Genomic DNA, 15,654 nt, shown 5'->3' with positions numbered 1-15,654 from the left:
GGGAGGCGTTGAGGCGGTCGTGCTCCGCACGGCCCGAGTCGGGGCGGGGAGCTCACCAGGCCGCCACGAGAAGGAGCAGGAGCATGGCAGACCGCGCGCTACGGGGCATGACCATCGGAGCCAAGTCGATGGAGTCCGAGGACGGCGTGGAGTTCGCCGAGCGGCAGGTCGTCACCTACGAGTGTCCCCTGGCCCATGTCACCTCCGTGCCGATGTCGGTTGAGGCGGAGGTCCCCCTGACCTGGGAGTGCCCCGAGTGCGGGCAGGTGGCGGCGCTGCGCGGCCAGGACGACCCCGAGGCCGACGAGCCCAAGAAGGCCCCGCGCACCCACTGGGACATGCTGCTTGAGCGTCGCGAGATCGACGAGCTCAAGGTCCTGCTCGATGAGCGCCTCGAGATGCTGCGCTCCGGGGAGGTCTACCGCGAGCGGCTCTGAGACTCGCCGGGGGCCGGTCAGGACCTGCCGCGTGCGCGGGAGACGGCCTGCGAGGCCAGGCCCAGACCCTTGCCCGCCAGGGTGACGAGCTGCTCGGAGCGCTTGGCCAGGCCCCATTTGGTGACCAGTGCGAGCTCCTCGGTGAAGATCCCGCCCGAGAGCTTGGACTGCCCGGCCTCGCGCTCCAGGAAGGTGATCGGCATCTCGACGATGCGCCCACCGGCCTGGTGGACGAGCAGGGTCATGTTGACCTGGAAACCGTATCCCAGCGCCTCGACCTTGCTCAGGTCCATCCGGCGCAGGATCTCGGCCCTGTAGGCCCGCAGCCCGGCGGTGGCGTCGCGCACCCCCAGGCCGAGCATCGCGTTGATGTAGAGGTTGCCGCCGCGGGACAGGGCCACGCGCCTGGCGTCCCAGCCCTGGGTGGCACCGCCCGAGACCCAGCGTGAGCCGATGACGAGCTCGGGGGCGTCGGCCATCTCGGCACGCTGGATGACCAGGGCGAGGTCCTCGGCACGGTGGGAGCCATCGGCGTCCATCTCGCAGACGAGCTCGTAGCCCGAGGCGAGCCCCCAGGAGAAGCCCGCGAGGTAGGCGGGTCCGAGGCCATTCTTCTCCGCCCGGTGCAGGACGTGGACGTGGTCATCCTCCGCGGCCCGGGTGTCGGCCAGGGCGCCGGTGCCGTCCGGGGAGTTGTCGTCGACGACGAGGACGTGGGCCTCGGGCGCCGCGGCACGCAGCCGGTCCAGGGCGCCGGGCAGGGACTCGATCTCGTTGTAGGTGGGGATGACGACGAGGGACTTCACTGGTGCTCTCTCTCGGTGCGATCGGCTCGACGCAGCCGTCGGCCTGCGCGGCCCCGCCTCCTGCGGGCTGCCTCCACGATACCGGCTGCCGCGAGGAGGGCGCCGCCGACCTGTACGAGCACCGCCGGCGCGGCGCCCAGGCGGTCGGCGACGGTCGTCGAGGTGCGCAGCGGCACGTCGGCCACGAGCCCGGCGCTCGTGTAGGGCCGGAGGCGCTGGACCACTTCGCCCGAGGGACTGATGATCGCGGTGATGCCCACGGTTGAGACCTGGACGACCGTCCGGCCGTGGACGACCGCCTGCACCCGGCCCTGGGCCAGCTGCTGGGCGGCCTCGGAGGAGGTGAGGAAGGAGGCGTTGTTCGTGGGGATGACGATGACCTCTCCACCCTGGGCCACACCCTCGCGCAGGAGACCGTCATAGGCGACCTCGAAGCAGATGCCCATGGCCAGGGTGACGTCGCGGCCCTGGGTGGCGGCGCGCACGGTCAGCGTCTGGGCGCCGGTGCCGGGAGCCATGTCGGTGCCGATGCGATCGGCCTGGTCGGTCACCGCGCGCACGAGGGGACGCCAGGGCACGTACTCGGCGAAGGGCACGGGCCGGTGCTTGCGGTAGTACTCCCCCGGCCCGGTGCCCGGGCTCCACACGACGACGTCGTTGTAGCGCACGTCCTCGGCGAAGGCGACGGCGCCCACGAGCACGGGGGCGGCGACCGCCTGGGCGGACTGCTCGACCAGGACCGCGCTGTCCGGGTGCGTGCGCGGGTCGAGGTCGGCGGAGTTCTCCGGCCAGATGACGAGGTCAAGGCTCCCCGGCCCCACGTCCTGGGCGAGGTCCTGGGTGGCTCGGGCATGGTTGCCGGTGACCTCGAGGGCGCGGGCGAAGGCGTCCTCGAAGTCGGTGGCCACATTGCCCTGGACCACCCCGACGCGCAGGGTCCCGTTCTCGGCGCCCGTGGGCACGGGCAGGGCCGTAGGAGCCAGGAGGAGGGCGCCGGCGGTGGCGGCCAGGACCAGTGCGGGGCGGTGGCGGCGGGCGCCCAGCGCCCGGACCGTCTGGACCAGGCAGGCGGCGACCATGGCCACGAGGGCGCTCAGACCCAGTGACCCGCCATAGGCTGCCACCGGCAGCGCCGGCGCCTGCACCATGGCGTAGGCCAGCCGCCCGAAGGGGAACCCGCCCAGCGGCCAGGACGAGCGCAGCTCCTCGACGGCGCACCACAGCACGGTCCAGGCAACGATCCGCGCCCAGGGGCCGCCGGGACGGTCCTCGGCGAGCAGCCGCACACGGCTGACCAGTGCCCAGGCGCCGCCCAGGGCCGCCAGGTAGGCGGACTCGACGATAACAAGGGCCACCCAGCCGATGGAGTTGCCCATCGCGACGGCGGTGAAGTGCAGCAAGGGGGTGAACAGGCCCAGGCCGAAGACGGCGCCCAGCCCGGCCCCGGCGGCCACGCCCCGACCGGAGGAAAGCGCAAGCAGTGCCGCCACGCCCAGCGGGGCGGCCCACCACAGGCCCAGCGGCGGGAAAGCCGCCCACAGGGCCAGCCCGGCCGCCAGGGCACCCAGCACCGGGGCCCCGGCACGCAGGCGGCTCACTGGCCGCCCTCGAGACCCGACCAGGCCACCACTCCCCTGTCGACCTCGGCGTGGGCCCGCTCGGCCGCGGCGGCGGCCCCGACGCCACCGGAGCCCCGGGGCTCCAGGACGGACAACTGGGCGAGCACGTCGAGCACCTGGCGGCTCCAGCGCACGAAGTCCCCCGCCGTCAGCTCGGTGGACTCCAGAACCTCCCCGAGGTCGGTGCCCTGGGCCCGGGCCCGGATGGCGCCGGCCAGGGCGGGCTCGGCGCCGCTGGACGGCTCGATGCGGGCCAGGGCCTCCAGGTCGTTGATCCTGCGGGCCAGGGCCAGCTCCTCGCGCAGGATCTCACCCAGGCGGGTGCCCGGCGCGACCGGCAGACCAATGGACGGCGAGCCGGCGCGTGGCTCATAGACGCAGGCGCTGACCGCGCCGGCGAGGTCATCCGACCCCAGGCCGTCCCACACGCCCCGGCTCAGGCACTCGGCGATGAGCAGGTCGCGCTCGGCGTAGACCCGGGCCAGCATGGCCCCGGTTGTCGTGACGCGCAGGTCGCCCTGCGGGTCGTCGCGGTCCTCGGGCTCGAGGTAGCCCAGGTCGATGAGCACCTGGCACACGGCGTTGAAGAGCCGGGCAATGGTGCCGGTGCGCCTGTCCACCCGCGCCTGGAGCCGCTCGGCCTCGGCCAGCGCCCGCGACCACCGGCGGCCCAGGCCCGCGTGCTCCTCGCGGTCGGGACAGCCGTGGCACGGGTGGGCGCGCATCTGCCGGCGCAGGTCCTCGAGCCGCTCGGCCAGCACGGCCTGCCGGGCGGCGCCGTCGGCCTGAGCGGCGCCGCGCCTGCCGGGACGCTCCAGGTCCCCGGAGCGCAGCTTGTCGACCAGGCGCCCCACGAGCCGGTCCCGGTCGCGCGGGCGGCGCAGGTCCAGGGAGTCGGCCAGGGGCATGGATCCGACCCGCATGACCCCGGCGGGCGTCGTGTCGGGCGTCAGAGTCATGACGCGCGAGTCCTCCCCCAGGACCGTCAGGCTGGCCGTGCCGGTGCGATCTGCCCCGACCTCGACGACCACGGCGTGCCGGGAGCGGCGCCCCCGGGCATGGACAATGACGTCTCCCCGGCGCAGGGAGCCCATCTGCCGTCCCGCGTCGGTACGTCGCTCCTCGCGCCGGGCCCGGGACAGCTCGGCCTCGGCCTCGGTGATGCGCCGGCGCAGGGTGGCGTACTGGGAGAAGTCCCCCAGGTGGCAGGCCATCGCCTCGGCCAGGTGCGCCACGGAGGCGCGGGTGCGGCGGGCCTGGGCGGCGAGCTCGACGACGCCCCGGTCGGCCTGGTACTGGGCGAAGGAGGACTCCAGGACCTCCCGGGCGCGGGCGCGGGAGGTGCGGCCCAAGAGGTTGACCGCCATGTTGTAGGTGGGACGGAAGGCCGACACGAGCGGATAGGTGCGCTTGGAGGCCAGGGAGGACACGAACGCGGGCTCGACGTCCTCAGTGGCCAGGACGACCGCGTGGCCCTCGACGTCGATGCCGCGTCGCCCGGCGCGCCCGGTCAGCTGGGTGTACTCCCCGGGGCTCAGTGTGACGTGCGCCGAGCCGTTCCACTTGCGCAGGGACTCCAGGACGACGGTGCGCGCCGGCATGTTGATGCCCAGCGCCAGGGTTTCGGTGGCGTAGACCACCTTGACCAGTCCGGCGCTGAAGAGCTCCTCGACCGTCTCCTTGAACACCGGCAGCAGTCCGGCGTGGTGGGAGGCGACGCCGCGCTGGAGGGCGTGGACCCAGGTGTGGTAGCCCAGGACGCCCAGGTCGGCCGCAGGGATGTCGGCCGTACGGCGCTCGACGATCTGGCGGATGAGGGCGGCCTCGTGCTCCGTGGTCAGGTCCACTCCCCCACCGACGACCTGCCTGACCGCCTCGTCGCAGCCGGCGCGGGAGAAGACGAAGACGATGGCCGGCAGGAGGCCGGCGCGGGCGAGGGCGTCGACAACCACCCGTCGCGCCGGCGGGCGCAGCCGGGCCGAGCGGGTGCCGCGCTCGTCGCGGCGCGGGGCTCGCCCCGAGCCCCGGTGCCTGCGGAGATGGGCTGCCCCGGCCCTAGACCGTGCTCCACCGCTCTGGGACCCGGCGGCGCGGCGGGCGTCCCTGACCGCCGAGACGAGCTCGGGGTTGACGACCGGCCCGTCGGCGGACTCCGGTGCCCCGGGATGGGTGTGGAGGGGCAGGAGCCGGCGCCCCACCATCATGTGCTGGGTCAGGGGCACGGGACGGTGCTCGGAGACGACGACGGCAGTGCGGCCGCGCACCTGGTCGAGCCACCGGCCGAAGTCCTCGGCGTTGGACACGGTCGCCGACAGCGAGACGACCTGAACCTCGGGGGCCAGGTGGATGATGACCTCCTCCCACACGGGCCCGCGGAAACGGTCGGCGAGGTAGTGGACCTCATCCATGATGACGAAGCCGAGGCGGTCCAGGTCCCGTGCCCCGGAGTAGAGCATGTTGCGCAGGACCTCGGTGGTCATGACGATGACCTCGGCGTGGGGGTTGACCGAGGCGTCCCCGGTGAGCAGACCGACCCTGTCGGCGCCGTGGCGGGCGACCAGGTCGAGGTACTTCTGGTTGGACAGCGCCTTGATGGGTGTGGTGTAGAAGGCCTTGCGCCCGCCGGCCAGTGCCAGGTGGACGGCGAACTCCCCGACGATGGTCTTGCCCGCGCCGGTGGGGGCGGCCACGAGCACGCCCTCGCCGCGCTCGAGGGCCTGGCACGCCTCGGTCTGGAAGTCGTCGAGGGGAAAGTCGTAGGCCTGGGCGAAGCGGGCGAGCTCGGTGCGCGAGGCGGCCTGACGGCGACGGGCTGCGGCGTAGCGCTGGGCGGGCGAGCTCATGGCGCTCAGCCTACGTGTCCCCGGGACCCGCTCAGCGCGGCAGGAGCAGGCGCACCGCCTCGGGCACCGCCTCCAGGCGCAGGGGCAGCGGGGCGATGGCCTCCCCGTCGGCGTAGGGCCGGGGCGGGGTGTGGAGACCGGCCTCCTTGTCGGGAAGGGCCTCGATGGTCACCGCGCGGCTGCGCTCGATGTGGACCGCCGGGTGCTCGACGTGGGTGCCCTGGAAGATCCGCAGGAACAGGCCGACGAGCCCGGGACGCGTGACCGGATCGAGCCGCAGCACGTCAAGCAGGCCGTCGGTCACCTCCGCGCTGGGGGCCAGGGTCATGCCCCCGCCGATGAAGGAGGTGTTGGCGGCCGCCAGCAGCATGGCCGGGCCCTCCCAGGTGCCCGCGTCGGTTGTCACGCGGTAGCCGTAGGGGCGCATCCGCACGATCTCGGGGACGACCGCCACGGTGTACCGGGCCTCGCCGTGGGGCCAGCGCAGGTTGTTGGCCCTGCGGTTGACCACGGCGTCGATGCCCGCCCCGACCACGGCCATGCACCAGTGCTGGCCATAGGCCCCGGTCACCCGGATCGCGTCGCAGCCCAGGACCCTGCCCTGCCCGGTCAGTGCGGCATCGATGACGTCGGTGGCCGCCAGGACGTCGCGGGCCGGCAGGCCGAAGTGGCGCGCGATGTCGTTGCCGGTGCCGGTGGCCACGATCCCCATGGGCACACCCGTGGTCGCCACGAGGTTGAGGCCCTGGTGGACCATGCCGTCGCCGCCGACGACGACCAGAGCATCGACGCCGCGCTCCTCCAACAGGGCGCCCAGGCCGTCGGAGCCGTCCTGCGCGGCGGGCAGGACCTCGTAGCCCCGTGCGATGAGGGCGCGCCTGGTGGTCTCTGCGGCGCTGCGGTGACGACCGTGGTTGGAGGTGGGGTTGGAGATGAGGGCCAGGCGCATCGGTGCTCGGTTTCGATCAGGCGGCAGAGGGCCGGGCGGGCAGGATGGCGCTCAACGGCTCACACGGCGGGCGTAGTGCGCTCAGGAGCTCTCGGAGCCGGAGGCGATCTCACCGGCCGTCCCGGTGCCGGCCAGCGCCGCGTCGAGGGCGGCGTTCTCCTCGGCCTCGCGCCGGGCCACCCGTTTGTCGTGCGTGATGGCAATGTAGCAGGCCAGGAAGTACAGGCCGGTGATGGGCACCGCCATGAAGATCATCGACCAGGGATCGGGAAGGGGGTTGGCGAAGGCCATGAAGGTGAAGATCGCCACGACCGCCCAGCGCCAGCCGGCGAGCATGGTGCGCCCCTTCATGACGCCGAGCTGGTTGAGGGCGACGAGCAGCTCGGGCAGGAGGAAGGCGACCCCGAACACGAGGATGAGCCGCATGACGAAGGACAGGTAGAGACTCGCCTGGAGGTAACCGGTGCCCGACTCGGGGATGAAGCCGGTGAGAATGGTCACGGCGTGGGGCAGGATGAACACGCCCAGGGCAGCGCCCGCCGCGAAGAGCACGAGCCCCGTCGCGCCGTAGGCCCAGGTGTAGAGCTTCTCCTTGCGGGTCATGCCCGGTCCGACGTAGGCCCAGAACTGGTACATCCACAGGGGGGAGGCCAGGAACACGCCCAACCAGATCGACACCTTGAGCTTCATGTCGAAAGACGACAGGACGGTGTCGAAGTTGATCGAGATGTCCGCGCCGTTGGCGTTGGCATCCTCGATGGGGTGGGTGATGAGGCTGAAGGCCTGGTCGTAGAAGAGGTAGCCGACCACGGACATGACAAGGACCCCTGCGGCCGAGATGACCAGGCGGTCACGCAGCTCACGCAGGTGGTCGCCAATGGACATGACCGCCTCAGGGTTGTCCTGGCGCCTGGTGTGGAACACCTTGGGCAGTGCCACCATGGCCTGGCTCCTTCACTCGACTTCGGGGCCCGTCGGGCCCTGGCCCGTCAGGGCGCACCGGGCGTGCCGGGGGCGGGCTCGCGTCCCCGCACCGGCCTCCACGCCCGGCGGGACCTCACTGCTGGGTGGTGCCTTCCGGGGACTGCTGGGGGTATGCCTGTCCCTGCTGGGTGGGCTGGGTGTAGTACGTGCCCTCCTGAGGCTGCTGGATCTGGGCGGGGGCGTCGTCGTCCTCGCGCAGCTCCTTGACCTCCTTCTTGAACACCTTCATGGACTTGCCGACCGAGCCCGCGATCTCCGGGAGCCGCTTGGCCCCGAAGATGAGGATGATGACGACCAGCAGGACGACGATGTGGGTGGGTGAGAACTTCACGGCACTCTCCTTGCGGTGTGCGACACGATGAGACATTCGAGAGTCTAGCGGCATGCTCACCGGGCCCCGTGCGCCGCCTGGGCCGTTCCACCGTCGGCGTAGGTTGATTCCGCTCACGTCACGGCTCAGGTCACAAGCTCGTCGCAGCCTCGTCAGGCCCTGCTGCCCCCCCGGCTCTCCCCCGGTTCTTCCCGGTCTCGACCGGTGTGGACCGCGGCGTCGGCCTCCAGCGCCCTTGTGGCCGCCGCGGCCGCGTCCCGGGCCAGGTCCACGGGCTCAACGGCCAGGATGTGGCGTCCGGCGGACAGGACGAGTCCGAGCAGCCAGGCACGGTCCCGGCCGTGCACGACGGCCACGAGGGATCCGTCGGGACGCTCCCGGCTGGTGCACGGAATCTGCTCGATGAGCCACCTGCCGGAGGGGGCCAGGGTGAGGACCGCCTCAGCACCGGCCTGGGCGCCGGGGGTGCGGGGGCGTCGGCGGGGGTGCGTCGTGGCGGGCTCGGGGAGCACCCGTGCCTCCAGGACGCGGTCGAGGCGGAAGGATCGCTCGTCCCGGGCGGTCAGGCACCAGGCGCGCAGGGTCAGGCTCGTGCCGTCGCTGCTCAGACCCAGGGGGTCGACGCTGCGTTCGGAGGGGGTGTCGGTGGCCGAGACGTAGGACAGGTGGAGGCGGCGGCCCTCCTCCAGGGCTGAGCGCACGGCGCCCAGCGCCTCCGCCCGGACACCGGAGGACTGGGGAATGTCCTGGGCGTCCTGCTTGGGCTGAGGGGGCACGGCTTGCGGCCCGTCCTGGGCGGGGTCCTGGCCCGCCGCGCCCAGGGCGCGGCGCAGGGCCTCGTGGGCCCCGCCGAGCGCCTGTGCGGCACCGGGGTCGGTGCGCAGCAGGTCATGGAGGACCCTGAGGGACAGCAGGAGGCTGACGGCCTCTTGCCGGGAGAGCCTGACGGGCCGGTCCAGGCCCAGCGGCTGGGTGAGGCTGAGCCTGCCCTCCTCGAAGGCCTCGGCGTCGAAGTCGACGAGGTCGCCGGGCATGCCGCCCGGGACGCCCGAGACCCACAGGGTCGAGACATCGGCGCGGATCGTCTGGGCCGTCACCCCGAAGTGCTCGGCGGCCTGCTCGACCGTGGCGCCGGGGCGCTCGGCCACCCAGGCGGGCAGCGCCAGCAGCCGCACGAGCCGGTCCACGGAGCTGGGGCGGGCCATCTCAGCGGCCCCCGTCCCGGCCACAGCCCGTCAGCGCGGCGGCGCCGCGCAGGTGGGCGAGGACCTCCTCGCGCAGGGCGGGCGGTGCCAGGACGACGACGCCGTCGCCCAGCGCCGCCAGGGCGCCGGCGAAGGCGAAGGTGTCGGCGTAGGCGGCGCTCAGCACCTCCCATCCCTCGGGCGGCTCGACCCCAGCAGGCGGCGGGGCGCTGGTGGCACCGGCACGGATCTGCAGCGCCCTGCCCGGGGCGACGGCCAGCAGGGCAGTATGCGTCTCGGGGTCCGGGGGGTCGGGGTCGAAGGCGCCGGGACCCGAGACGATGTCCACCCCGCCGGTGATGCGGGCCAGGCGGAAGGTCCGTCGGCTTCCGGTGGCGGGCTCGAGCGCGTCGAGGTACCAGGCCCCCTGGCTCAGCCGCAGCCGGTGGGCCTCGACGGTGCGCGAGCGGGACCGGCCGGATGCCGGAGAGAGGTAGTCGAAGCTGACCAGCCGCCGCTCGTCGACGGCGGCGGCCAGCTCGGCAGGGACCTCATCGCCGGCCAGGTCGAGGGTGAGGTCGAGCAGGGCGCCGGGTCCGTGGGGCCTGTCGGCCACCGCGCGGATCTTGGTCAGGGCGTGGCGCGCCGAGCTCGTCAGGGCCCCGGAGCGCCACGCCGAGGCGGCCAGGTCGATGGCGGCCGCCTGGGACGCCGAGACGGTCAGCTCGGGTAGGGCGTAGTCCTCCTCGGCCACCCGGTAGCGCGTCTGCTCCTCGCTGCCCGAGGTCTGCACGGTGATGCCCAAGCCGCGTAGGACGCTCTTGTCCCGCTCGAACATGCGTCGGGCCGCGGTGCCGCCGGCGGGGTCGTAGCCCGCGACCGTGGCGATGATGGTCGCGGCGGTCAGCCCGGTCGTCGTGTTGCGCAGCGCGAGCAGAAGGTTGACCTGACGCTCCTCGGCCGGGATCGGTTGCGCGGAGGAAGTGCTCACCCCGCCAGCCTAGATGGCTCGGTCCCCGGAGTGGTCCGGCGTGTGTACGGTGTGCCCATGATGTGGCGCGACGGGCGGGTACTGGCCCTCCGGGTGGCGTGGGGGCGCGAGGGCGACCGCTGCGCCGAGTTGCTCGTGCGGATCCTGGCGGCACCGGCCAACGCGACGGGACTGCTGGTCGGGCAGGAGTGCCGCGCCGTGGTCTACGAGACGCTGACGGGCATGCCTTCGACCGGGGAGCGGGTGCGCCTGGAGGTCTCGGCCCTCGACCGGGGCCTGGGCACCGGCGGCCATGCCATGGTGCTCACCCGCCTCGACGTCCTGCCCGAGGACCCCACCCCCACCGGTCACCTCGTCAAGGCGCGCTACATGCCCGACCAGGTCATGGTCACCGGCGTCGACGAGCAGGGCACCGCCCACCACGGCCTGCTGTCCGCCTCCGCGGAGGAGCTGACGCTGGGCGGCGTCCCGGTGGTCGTGGCCGACCTGCACTCCAGCCTGCCCGCCGTCCTGGCCGGGATCAGGTCGTCGTGCTCGGCCGCGGGCCGCGGCTGGCGGGGGCGCAAGGCCCCGCGGGTGGTGTACGTCATGCCCGACGGCGGTGCGCTGCCGATGCCCTACTCGCGGACGGTGGCGGCCCTGCGCGCCGCCGGGTGGCTCGAGGCGACGGTGACGGCGGGACAGGCCTGGGGTGGGGACGTCGAGGCCGTCAGTATCCACAACGCCCTGCTCGCCGCACGGCATGTCCTGGGCGCCGAGGTCATTGTCGTCATCCAGGGGCCGGGCAACCTGGGCACCGACACTCCGTGGGGCTTCTCCGGCGTGGCCTGCGGGGACGTGGTCAACGCGGTGGCGGCCCTCCAGGGCCGCGCCGTCGCCTGCCTGCGCATCTCCCAGACCGACCCCCGGGAACGGCACCGGGGGGTGTCCCACCACTCGATGACGGCGCTGGGCCGGGTGGCGCTCGCGGGGGCCGACGTCGTCGTGCCCGAGCTGCCCGGCGAGTTGGGCAGGCAGGTCGACCGGCAGGCCGCGGCGCTGTGCTCGCCGCGCGCCCTGGGCGAGCCCCACCGGCGGATCGACGTCCCGGTGGACGGTCTGCGCCGGGCCCTGGATGCCGTCGAGGAGAGCACCGGGCTGCGGCTGTCGACGATGGGCCGCGGCCTGGACCAGGACGAGGCCGCCTTCCTGGCGGCCGCGGCCGCGGGCCGGCACGCCGCCGCGCTGGCCGCAGGCCTCTGCTGAGGGGTCAGGCGGAGGCGTACAGGCCCAGGAGCCGCTCGACCTCCTCCCCCGCGGCCGCCAGGGCCGGACCCAGGTACCGGCGCGGGTCGACCATCGCCGGGTTGTCCCCGAGGACCTCGCGCACGACGGTCGTGGCCACGACGTTGATATGCGTGGAGACGTTGATCTTGGTCATGCCGGCGCGCACGGCGGCGACCAGGCCCGCGTCGTCGACCCCGGAGGAGCCGTGGAGGACCAGCGGCACTGGCACCGCGGCGGCCAGGCGGGAGATGAGCCCGTTGTCGAGCAGCGCCCGGCGCTCAGTCATGGCGTGGGAGGAGCCGACGGCCACGGCCAGCAGGTCCACCCCGGTGGCCTCGACGAAGCGCGCGGCCTCCTGCGGGTCGGTGCGCACCCCCGGGGCATGGGCCCCGTCCTTGCCGCCCACCTCGCCGAGCTCGGCCTCGACGCTGACCCCGCGGGCGTGGCACATCCCGACGACCTGCGCCGTGGTGGCGACATTGTCCTCGTAGGGCAGGGCCGAGCCGTCGTACATGACCGAGCTCATGCCCAGCTCGACCGCCTCGGCCACCAGGTCGACGGACTCGGCGTGGTCGAGGTGGACGACCACGGGGACCTCGGCAGAGCGGGCCACGGCCAGGGCACCGGCGGCGATCGGTGCCAGGCGTCCGCCGTGGTAGGCCACGGCGTTCTGCGAGATCTGCAGGACGATCGGCAGTCCGGCGCGCTCGGCGGCACGGGTGAAGACCTCGGCGTGCTCGAGCAGCACGACGTTGAAGGCGCCCAGCGCCGTGCCCCGGGAGCGGGCGGCGCGGGCGGGGGTGACAAGGTCAGTCAGCGGCATCGGTGTCCTCAGCTTTCACCTGGTGGAGAAGGGTGGTGTAGGTGTCGGGGTCGACGAGCCCGGCCACGGGGGTGCGCACCGCCGCCGCCGACAGCGCGACGGCGACCTCAAGTGCCCGGCCTCCGACCGGCTCGGTGCCCGGGCGGGCGGCGAGGTGGGCGGCGAGCGCCGCGACGGCGGCGTCCCCGGCGCCGGTGGGGTTGACCACCTCGACAGGCGGCGGGGCCGCGTGCCAGGAGCGCACGGTGGCGCCGACACGGCTCAACAGGTGCATCCCGCGCGGGCCATCGGACACGACGACCCCGCGGGCACCGGCACGCAGGAGGATCTCGGCACCGGCACGCGGGTCGTGCTCGCCGGTGGCCTCGGTCAGTTCCTCGAGGTTGGGTTTGAGGAGGTCGGCGCCGCCCGCGCAGGCCAGGAGCAGGGGTCCGGAGGTGTCCAGGACGGTGCGCACGCCCAGGGCGCGGGCGGCCTGGAGGAGTCCGGCCAGCTCCTCGGCCCTGGTTCCCGGAGGGCAGGATCCCGCCACGACGAGCACGTCACCGGGGCCTGCGCCGTCCAGGACCGTGGAGGCCAGCGCCTGCCAGTCGTGCGCAGTGACGGGGCTGCCCGGCTCGTAGAAGCCGGTCGCTCCGCCGTCGGCGTCGCGCACGACGACGGTCGAGCGGGTGCGGTAGGCCCCGCCCGGGTCCACCCACCGCTGCTCCAGGCCCCAGTCCTCCAGCGCCTCCTGCAGCTCCTGGCCCTGGGAGCCGCCGAGGAACCCGCCGAGCCGCAGCTCGGGGGCGTCCGCCCCGATGCCACGCAACTGGTGGAGGACCGAGGCGACGTTGATGCCCTTGCCCCCCGGGCGACGCGCCACCCGGGCCACGCGGTTGACCGTCCCCATCCTCGGGGTGGCGACCTCGTAGGTGACGTCGACGGCCGGGTTGGGGGTCACGACGATGACCCGTCCGGTCACGGAACCGGTGCTCACCTGCGCCTCCTTGCACATCTCATCGCTCCGACGACGCGGAACGAGCCGGCGCCCCGCACGCCGACATGATCGAATACTAGCGCTATAAGCATCATATTTGCACATTCGAGCATGTCACCCCGTGGTGGACCTGTCGCTGCCAGTCGTTCGGCCCCTGCTGCCGCCTCGGGTGGCCACCGCTGAGACGTGGCCGGGCAGGACGGTGGGAGGCATTACCCTGAGCCCATGAAGACCTTCGAGGACCTGTTCGTCGAGCTGCAGGACAAGGCCGCCTCCCGCCCCGCCGGGTCGGGGACGGTCGCCGAGCTCGACCGCGGGGTGCACTTCATCGGCAAGAAGATCGTCGAGGAGGCGGCCGAGGCGTGGATGGCCTGCGAGCACGAGTCCGATGAGGCCGCCTGCCAGGAGCTGAGCCAGCTGCTCTACCACGTCCAGGTCATGATGATCGCCAAGGGCTACACGCTCCAGGACGTCTACACCCACCTGTGAGCGCCCCGCTCACCGCACCCCGGGCCACGAGCCCCACTCCTACCCCCACACAGTCAGGACCACCGTGCTGCGCATCGCCGTGCCCAACAAGGGCTCCCTGTCCGAGCCCGCCACCACCATGCTCAAGGAGGCCGGGTACCGCACCCGGCGGACCGGACGCGAGCTCGTCCTGGTCGACGAGGCCAACCAGGTCGAGTTCTTCTTCCTGCGCCCACGGGACATCGCGGTCTACGTCGGGCAGGGCACGGTCCACGCGGGGATCACCGGGCGCGACCTCCTGCTGGACTCTGGGGTCAGCGCCGTGGAGCACCTCGCGCTGGGCTTCGCCCGCTCGACCTTCCGCTTCGCCGCGCCGGCGGGCACGATGACCTCGCTGGAGGACGTGACCGGAAGACGGGTGGCGACCTCCTACGACGTGCTTGTGCGCACCTTCCTGGCCCAGCGGGGTGTGGAGGCCCAGACGGTCCACCTCGACGGGGCCGTGGAGTCCTCCGTCCAGCTGGGTGTGGCCGACCTCATCGCCGACGTCGTCGAGACCGGTACGACGCTGCGCGCCGCGGGGCTGGAGACCTTCGGTGAGCCGCTGCTGGCCAGCGAGGCGGTACTCATCACCACCGAGCGCCACCGCGACGAGCCGGGGCTGGGCACCCTGGTGCGCCGGCTCGAGGGGGTCCTGCGGGCGCGCTCCTACGTCCTGGTCGACTACGACGTCCCGATGAACCGGCTGGACAGGGCCACGGCCCTGACTCCCGGCATCGAGTCCCCGACGGTCTCCCCGCTGCAGAACCCCGACTGGGTGGCGGTGCGGGCGATGGTGCCGCGCAAGGACATCAACCGGGTCATGGACGAGCTCTACGAGGTCGGCGCCCGCGCCATCCTCGTGTCCTCCCTCGTGGCCTGCCGTCTGTGAGGCGCGGGCCCGGGCGGCCCGGCCTCAGGCGGTCAGCAGCGGGTCGCAGGCGGCCTTGGCACTGACCCCGGGGGCTCCCAGGAGCTGCTGGGCCGCCAGGAAGTCGATGGTGCGGCCGACCTGCTCGACCGAGACCGAACCGATGACGGCATTGCCCTCGGGTGCCACGAGCTCGGCGGTGGCCACGGCGACCTGCCGGGCGTTGGCCGCCTGCGTGGGGTCGACGAGGTCGGGGACGTACTGCGCGCTGGCCTCGACGGCGGCGTCGGGGTCGGCGGCGAAGTCGGCCATGCCTCGTGCTGAGGCGACGACGGCGTCGGCCAGCTCCTCGCGGCGCTCAGCCAGCAGCTCGGCGGTGGTGACCAGCGAGGCGCCGAGCAGCGGGACGTCCTGGGCGATCTCCAGAGTCCTGACCGGGGTGCCGTTCTGGGCGAGCTGGACGGCGTCGTTGTTGGAAAAGCCGACGACCGCCTCGACCTTGCCCGAGGCCAGCGCCGCCTGCTGGGTGTAGCCGATCTCCTCGACGGTCACGTCCTGCTCGGTCAGCCCGGCGGTGGACAGGGCCACGAGCAGGGAGTACCAGGTCTCCCCCGTCCGGCCCGGGGTGCCGATGACCCGGCCCTTGAGGTCGGCCAGCGCGGTGATGCCCGAGGACTCGGGGACGATGACGCAGCCGGGGTAGCGCTGGTAGTAGCCGCCGATGATGACCAGCTCGTTGCCGTTGGAGGCGGCCACGACCGCCTCGTCGCCGCCGGCGACGACGATCTGCTCGGTGCCGGCCAGGAGGGCGTCGAACTGGCCCTCCTGCTCCCCGTGGTGGCGCAGGCTCACGCCGGCGGCGTACTGGCCCTGCTCGAGCGCCATGTAGAAGGGGGCGAACTGCACGTTGGGGGTGTAGGTCAGGCCGATGACCGGCCCCTCGGCGGTGGCCGAGGCTCGCGACTGCGCCCCGGTGCCCGAGGAGCAGGCTGCGCCTGCTCCGGCGCCGGCCAGGAGCAGGGAGGTCAGGAGTGTGCGGCGGGTCAGGGTGGAGGTCATGGCGG

15 protein-coding genes are annotated in these 15,654 nt (G+C 73.3%); 4 read left to right on the top strand and 11 right to left on the bottom strand.

Features of this window, described 5'->3' with window-relative positions:
* The first annotated feature begins 83 nt into the window (after window positions 1–83).
* On the top strand, window positions 84–437 hold the full coding sequence (locus Q4C85_RS06045) for an RNA polymerase-binding protein RbpA (RefSeq protein WP_303140601.1): 354 nt from the start codon (window positions 84–86) through the stop codon (window positions 435–437).
* Window positions 438–454: 17 nt separating this feature from the next.
* Here Q4C85_RS06045 and Q4C85_RS06040 read toward each other — a convergent pair whose 3' ends face one another.
* From Q4C85_RS06040 to Q4C85_RS06005, 8 genes are all read right to left on the bottom strand, one after another.
* Window positions 455–1,243: a polyprenol monophosphomannose synthase gene (locus tag Q4C85_RS06040; protein ID WP_303140600.1), complete on the bottom strand. Its 789-nt coding sequence runs from the start codon at window positions 1,241–1,243 to the stop codon at window positions 455–457.
* Window positions 1,240–2,841 (bottom strand): apolipoprotein N-acyltransferase, encoded by a 1,602-nt coding sequence (gene lnt / locus Q4C85_RS06035; RefSeq protein WP_303140598.1) that lies wholly within the window; start codon window positions 2,839–2,841, stop codon window positions 1,240–1,242. Before lnt ends, Q4C85_RS06040 begins: the two co-directional genes overlap by 4 nt.
* On the bottom strand, window positions 2,838–5,705 hold the full coding sequence (locus Q4C85_RS06030; RefSeq protein ID WP_303140597.1) for an RNA helicase: 2,868 nt from the start codon (window positions 5,703–5,705) through the stop codon (window positions 2,838–2,840). Before Q4C85_RS06030 ends, lnt begins: the two co-directional genes overlap by 4 nt.
* Window positions 5,706–5,736: 31 nt before the next feature.
* The gene (locus Q4C85_RS06025) at window positions 5,737–6,654 is read right to left on the bottom strand and encodes a diacylglycerol kinase family protein (RefSeq protein ID WP_303140595.1); all 918 of its coding nucleotides are present in this window, start codon (window positions 6,652–6,654) and stop codon (window positions 5,737–5,739) included.
* Window positions 6,655–6,735: 81 nt separating this feature from the next.
* A complete protein-coding gene (gene tatC, locus Q4C85_RS06020; protein WP_303140594.1) occupies window positions 6,736–7,596 on the bottom strand; it encodes a twin-arginine translocase subunit TatC in 861 nt (286 codons plus the stop codon).
* Between the two features lie 115 nt (window positions 7,597–7,711).
* A complete protein-coding gene (gene tatA, locus Q4C85_RS06015; RefSeq protein ID WP_303140593.1) occupies window positions 7,712–8,005 on the bottom strand; it encodes a Sec-independent protein translocase subunit TatA in 294 nt (97 codons plus the stop codon).
* A gap of 116 nt (window positions 8,006–8,121) precedes the next feature.
* Window positions 8,122–9,174 carry a YafY family protein gene (locus Q4C85_RS06010; RefSeq protein WP_303140592.1) on the bottom strand — a complete coding sequence of 351 codons (1,053 nt, stop codon included), beginning with the start codon at window positions 9,172–9,174 and terminating at the stop codon, window positions 8,122–8,124.
* Window position 9,175: 1 nt separating this feature from the next.
* Entirely contained in the window at window positions 9,176–10,144 is a 969-nt protein-coding gene (locus tag Q4C85_RS06005) for a WYL domain-containing protein (RefSeq protein ID WP_303140591.1), read from the bottom strand.
* Window positions 10,145–10,201: 57 nt separating this feature from the next.
* Between Q4C85_RS06005 and Q4C85_RS06000 the strand changes: the two genes are divergently transcribed.
* The gene (locus tag Q4C85_RS06000) at window positions 10,202–11,389 is read left to right on the top strand and encodes a DUF3866 family protein (protein ID WP_303140590.1); all 1,188 of its coding nucleotides are present in this window, start codon (window positions 10,202–10,204) and stop codon (window positions 11,387–11,389) included.
* 4 nt (window positions 11,390–11,393) lie between these two features.
* On the opposite strand, the gene Q4C85_RS05995 is transcribed toward Q4C85_RS06000, so the two are convergent.
* Entirely contained in the window at window positions 11,394–12,233 is an 840-nt protein-coding gene (locus Q4C85_RS05995; protein ID WP_303140588.1) for a class II fructose-bisphosphate aldolase, read from the bottom strand.
* Window positions 12,220–13,212, bottom strand: a complete 993-nt coding sequence (locus tag Q4C85_RS05990; protein ID WP_303140587.1) for a hexose kinase — start codon at window positions 13,210–13,212, stop codon at window positions 12,220–12,222. Before Q4C85_RS05990 ends, Q4C85_RS05995 begins: the two co-directional genes overlap by 14 nt.
* Window positions 13,213–13,437: 225 nt before the next feature.
* Between Q4C85_RS05990 and Q4C85_RS05985 the strand changes: the two genes are divergently transcribed.
* Both Q4C85_RS05985 and hisG read left to right on the top strand, forming a co-directional pair.
* Window positions 13,438–13,701: a phosphoribosyl-ATP diphosphatase gene (locus tag Q4C85_RS05985; RefSeq protein ID WP_303140586.1), complete on the top strand. Its 264-nt coding sequence runs from the start codon at window positions 13,438–13,440 to the stop codon at window positions 13,699–13,701.
* A 64-nt stretch (window positions 13,702–13,765) separates the two neighbouring features.
* Complete coding sequence (gene hisG, locus Q4C85_RS05980; RefSeq protein WP_303140584.1) at window positions 13,766–14,611, top strand: ATP phosphoribosyltransferase; 846 nt, start codon at window positions 13,766–13,768, stop codon at window positions 14,609–14,611.
* 24 nt (window positions 14,612–14,635) lie between these two features.
* Here hisG and Q4C85_RS05975 read toward each other — a convergent pair whose 3' ends face one another.
* A complete protein-coding gene (locus Q4C85_RS05975; RefSeq protein ID WP_303140583.1) occupies window positions 14,636–15,649 on the bottom strand; it encodes an ABC transporter substrate-binding protein in 1,014 nt (337 codons plus the stop codon).
* Window positions 15,650–15,654 lie beyond the last annotated feature (5 nt).

Origin of the sequence: Actinomyces sp., from assembly GCF_030524025.1 — a bacterium.
Lineage (GTDB): Bacteria > Actinomycetota > Actinomycetes > Actinomycetales > Actinomycetaceae > Actinomyces.
The sequence above is the reverse complement of the archived record's forward strand: the minus strand, read 5'-3'. Positions and strand labels throughout refer to the sequence as shown.

Bases quoted from the DNA above. Each gene is read 5' to 3' on its own strand.
- Q4C85_RS06045 (WP_303140601.1), top strand. From the start codon at position 84: ATGGCAGACCGCGCGCTACGGGGCATGACCATCGGAGCCAAGTCGATG.
- Q4C85_RS06030 (WP_303140597.1), bottom strand. From the start codon at position 5,705: ATGAGCTCGCCCGCCCAGCGCTACGCCGCAGCCCGTCGCCGTCAGGCC.
- Q4C85_RS05985 (WP_303140586.1), top strand. From the start codon at position 13,438: ATGAAGACCTTCGAGGACCTGTTCGTCGAGCTGCAGGACAAGGCCGCC.
- Q4C85_RS06000 (WP_303140590.1), top strand. From the start codon at position 10,202: ATGATGTGGCGCGACGGGCGGGTACTGGCCCTCCGGGTGGCGTGGGGG.
- Q4C85_RS06025 (WP_303140595.1), bottom strand. From the start codon at position 6,654: ATGCGCCTGGCCCTCATCTCCAACCCCACCTCCAACCACGGTCGTCAC.
- Q4C85_RS05995 (WP_303140588.1), bottom strand. From the start codon at position 12,233: ATGCCGCTGACTGACCTTGTCACCCCCGCCCGCGCCGCCCGCTCCCGG.
- tatC (WP_303140594.1), bottom strand. From the start codon at position 7,596: ATGGTGGCACTGCCCAAGGTGTTCCACACCAGGCGCCAGGACAACCCT.
- Q4C85_RS05975 (WP_303140583.1), bottom strand. From the start codon at position 15,649: ATGACCTCCACCCTGACCCGCCGCACACTCCTGACCTCCCTGCTCCTG.
- tatA (WP_303140593.1), bottom strand. From the start codon at position 8,005: ATGTCTCATCGTGTCGCACACCGCAAGGAGAGTGCCGTGAAGTTCTCA.
- Q4C85_RS06010 (WP_303140592.1), bottom strand. From the start codon at position 9,174: ATGGCCCGCCCCAGCTCCGTGGACCGGCTCGTGCGGCTGCTGGCGCTG.